Genomic DNA, 2915 nt, shown 5'->3' with positions numbered 1-2915 from the left:
TTGTCAGCGACCGCCGACAGCGGCCCTTGGGCGCCGGCGTTTGGGAGACCGCGATGTGCTCTTGCCCCCTTTCAAAGGGAAAGAGCCATGTCCCGATCCGCTTCCTCCACGACCACACAACGTAATCAACTTCTCGCCGCGTTGTCTCCGGCTGATCTCAATTTGCTGCGGCCTTACCTCACGCCCGTCGCACTCCAGCTGCGTAAGGAACTGGAAAAGCCCAATCGACCAATCAAGGATGTGTATTTCATCGACACGGGTATAGCGTCCGTCGTCGCGGTCCAGAATGGCAAACTGGTCGAAGTCGGGCTGATCGGCTGTGAGGGCATGAGCGGCACGTCGGTTGTGCTCGGTGGCCAATCCTCGCCCCATTCGACCTATTTGCAGGTCGCTGGCGACGGACAGCACATTTCAGCCGACGCACTTTGCAAGGCGTTGGAAGCGAGCAGGACCTTGCACGTCATGCTGCTCAAATTCGTGCAAGTCTTTATGGTGCAAACGGCTCATACTGCCATTGCCAACGCGCAAGCCAACATTGAGCAACGATTGGCGCGCTGGATTTTAATGGCAGACGACCGAGTTTCCGGCAACGTATTGCTGCTCACCCACGAATTCCTGTCGTTGATGCTCGCCGTGCGACGGGCCGGAGTCACCGAGGCGCTGCAAAACCTTGCAAGGCAGCGGCTCATTAAAACTGCCACAGGCGAGATCGTTGTCCTTAATCGCAAGGGCATCGAGCGCGTCGCCGGTGCATTATACGGTGTGCCTGAAGCTGAATATCGGCGGCTAATCTAAAAGAACTTCGTGACCGATCCCCTCCGGCCAAATTTTTGGCTCGAATTGACCTCCGTTCCCATTTCAAGAATGATCGACTAAAGCCATTGGCTTAAGGGCAATGCACGCCCACTGAACGATGGCGATCCACCAGTGCGCACTGATGTCTGCTAAGGAGCGCATTACCGGACTCATCTCGGACATCGCGCGATGTCGCCGAAGGGGCCAACTGCGGACTCATGCACGCAGCAAACAGTGATCACGGTGACCGAGTGGCTTTGGCGGTCTTTAAGGTTGATGGCAAACTTGGTAGAGGCACAACAGGCAGGTCAGCGGCCTTCTCCACCTAACGAACTTCGCTCGTGCTTTATCTCGGGCTTGTCGTACAGGACGATATTCAACAAGGAATTATGGATTTCAAGGTCTCCATTGTATTTGATATAGCCTAATTTGCGGAATTTGTTCATGAAATGGCCGACCCGTGATCGAGTCGTGCCGATCATCTTTGCGAGGATTTCCTGACTAAACTTCCCGACGATAGGTGCCGGCCCGCCTTCCTTGCCGAAATTTGCGAGCAGAAGCAGGGCGCGGGCGAGGCGCTTTTCGCTCGAATTGAACAACTGGTCGATTAGGTCTTCTTCAATTCGACCGTTACGGCTCACTAAATCCGCTATGAACAGTTCGGAAAACTTCGGTTGATCGCGAAGGCTAGCAATCATTGCCGCTTTAGCGATGCGCGTTATGAGACATTCGTCAAATGCAGTGGCTGTTGTGATGCGCAGTGGATGACCATTGAGACAATTTTCCCCGAAAAAGTGACCTGCTCCGATGAGGCCGACGACTGCCTCTTTACCTCTCTCAGAAATGACGGTGAGCTTAATCTTTCCTTTTTGGATGTAGAAAATCGCATCCGAAACGTCACCTTGTGAGAAGACAATCTCATCCTTGTGACATTTCAATATTGTTTTCCCCCCGCCTACCTTGGCGAGGAAATTCTTATTGTCAAACGAGGCCTTGCCACTCTTTCGCAAGACGGCTTTGCTTTTGTTACTCACCGGTGTGCTCCCAAGTGAATAAGTCTTGCTGCTGAAATAGCCTAGTTTCACTTGTTAAAATGAGTTTTGTACGGTACCGAGCTTTCGCAACTTTTGCAATCGGGAGGAAGACAATTGTGACCCTAAAGCGGCGCCAAAAATAAGTGCAACGTGGTCAAAATTGATCAGACAGACTGTCTGCGACTGGCCCAACCTACGCATGAGGGGGTTTCTCATGAACGGAGGCCGATATGGATCGGTTTGTCCGAGCACAAAACGTACAGCGCTGCCAAAGTCTTCTAGATCGCGCGACCGAAGAAACAGACCGAGGAAAATTATTACGTCTGCAATTGCTGAATCTGATTGCCGAAGAGGGACAAAACCAAAAAGACGCTGGCGATTTCGCTGTGGCCGGAAGGTTAGTCCCGTCGGATCAGTGAGGCGAAATATGAACTTGCTTGCGGGATACCTAGAACGCGCTCGTCAGTTTGAGTTGCTGGCAGGCGAAACGAAAGATGATCCTCGCTTTAAGCGGATGCTGCTACGTCAAGTGGTGGCCTATCGAATGCTCGCAGTGAAAAGAGCCGACAAGCTTCATCTGCCACGACCGTCGCTCACTGCACTCCGAACGGTGCACCGCAAAAATCGAATTGAGCGACGGCCACTGGTCGCTTGCCGTGCTTGACATCGCCAGCGTTCGGCTAAGGCGTCAAGCCCCTAAAAGAGGCGAAGTGTAGTGACGAATGGTGATGTTGCATTAATCCGTCGCTTTCTGAGCGGCTCGTCCTTGATTAATCGAAATAGGTGCGGCTCCCACGCATACCGCGACGCGGTTTAGCCCAACATCAATGTGGTCGGGGCCGCGTTTAGTTCTGTGTACACCAGTCTCCCGCTCGCTCGCAGCGTTCTGCTCAGCAGCCTCTGCAACAGCTTCGGTCTCGTCCACCAGCCTTTCAAGATCATGTCTGGACATGGCGGCGGTGGCGGCGATGATGCGCTCACGCAACGTTGCCGACGACGATCCGTTCATTCGCTCTACCATTTCCCCCTCCGCCAAGCCGAGGAAAGTTCTCTTTCGTACTGGGCATAGGCCGCATCTTTGGCAAT

At 53.3% G+C, this 2915-nt stretch carries 5 protein-coding genes; 3 read left to right on the top strand and 2 right to left on the bottom strand.

All coding sequences use genetic code 11. The features are described from left to right. The first annotated feature begins 87 nt into the window (after window positions 1-87). Window positions 88-795, top strand: a complete 708-nt coding sequence (locus tag DMG62_23895) for a cyclic nucleotide-binding protein (protein PYY20198.1) — start codon at window positions 88-90, stop codon at window positions 793-795. 308 nt (window positions 796-1103) lie between these two features. Here DMG62_23895 and DMG62_23890 read toward each other — a convergent pair whose 3' ends face one another. Next, the gene (locus DMG62_23890; protein PYY20199.1) at window positions 1104-1805 is read right to left on the bottom strand and encodes a Crp/Fnr family transcriptional regulator; all 702 of its coding nucleotides are present in this window, start codon (window positions 1803-1805) and stop codon (window positions 1104-1106) included. A gap of 254 nt (window positions 1806-2059) precedes the next feature. Here DMG62_23890 and DMG62_23885 point away from each other — a divergent pair, with 254 nt between their 5' ends. Beyond that, window positions 2060-2248 (top strand): hypothetical protein, encoded by a 189-nt coding sequence (locus tag DMG62_23885; protein ID PYY20197.1) that lies wholly within the window; start codon window positions 2060-2062, stop codon window positions 2246-2248. 8 nt (window positions 2249-2256) lie between these two features. After that, on the top strand, window positions 2257-2493 hold the full coding sequence (locus tag DMG62_23880) for a hypothetical protein (protein ID PYY20196.1): 237 nt from the start codon (window positions 2257-2259) through the stop codon (window positions 2491-2493). 72 nt (window positions 2494-2565) lie between these two features. Here the strand turns inward: DMG62_23880 and DMG62_23875 are convergent, their stop codons facing one another. Further along, on the bottom strand, window positions 2566-2850 hold the full coding sequence (locus tag DMG62_23875) for a hypothetical protein (GenBank protein PYY20195.1): 285 nt from the start codon (window positions 2848-2850) through the stop codon (window positions 2566-2568). Window positions 2851-2915: the final 65 nt, after the last annotated feature.

The organism is Acidobacteriota bacterium (genome assembly GCA_003225175.1).
In the GTDB taxonomy this organism is placed as follows: Bacteria; Acidobacteriota; Terriglobia; order Terriglobales; family Acidobacteriaceae; genus Gp1-AA112.
The sequence above is the reverse complement of the archived record's forward strand: the minus strand, read 5'-3'. Positions and strand labels throughout refer to the sequence as shown.

What these genes read in the sequence shown, in the direction of transcription:
- DMG62_23880 (PYY20196.1), top strand. Translation starts at nt 2,257, where the DNA reads ATGAACTTGCTTGCGGGATACCTAGAACGCGCTCGTCAGTTTGAGTTG.
- DMG62_23875 (PYY20195.1), bottom strand. Translation starts at nt 2,850, where the DNA reads ATGGTAGAGCGAATGAACGGATCGTCGTCGGCAACGTTGCGTGAGCGC.
- DMG62_23895 (PYY20198.1), top strand. Translation starts at nt 88, where the DNA reads ATGTCCCGATCCGCTTCCTCCACGACCACACAACGTAATCAACTTCTC.
- DMG62_23885 (PYY20197.1), top strand. Translation starts at nt 2,060, where the DNA reads ATGGATCGGTTTGTCCGAGCACAAAACGTACAGCGCTGCCAAAGTCTT.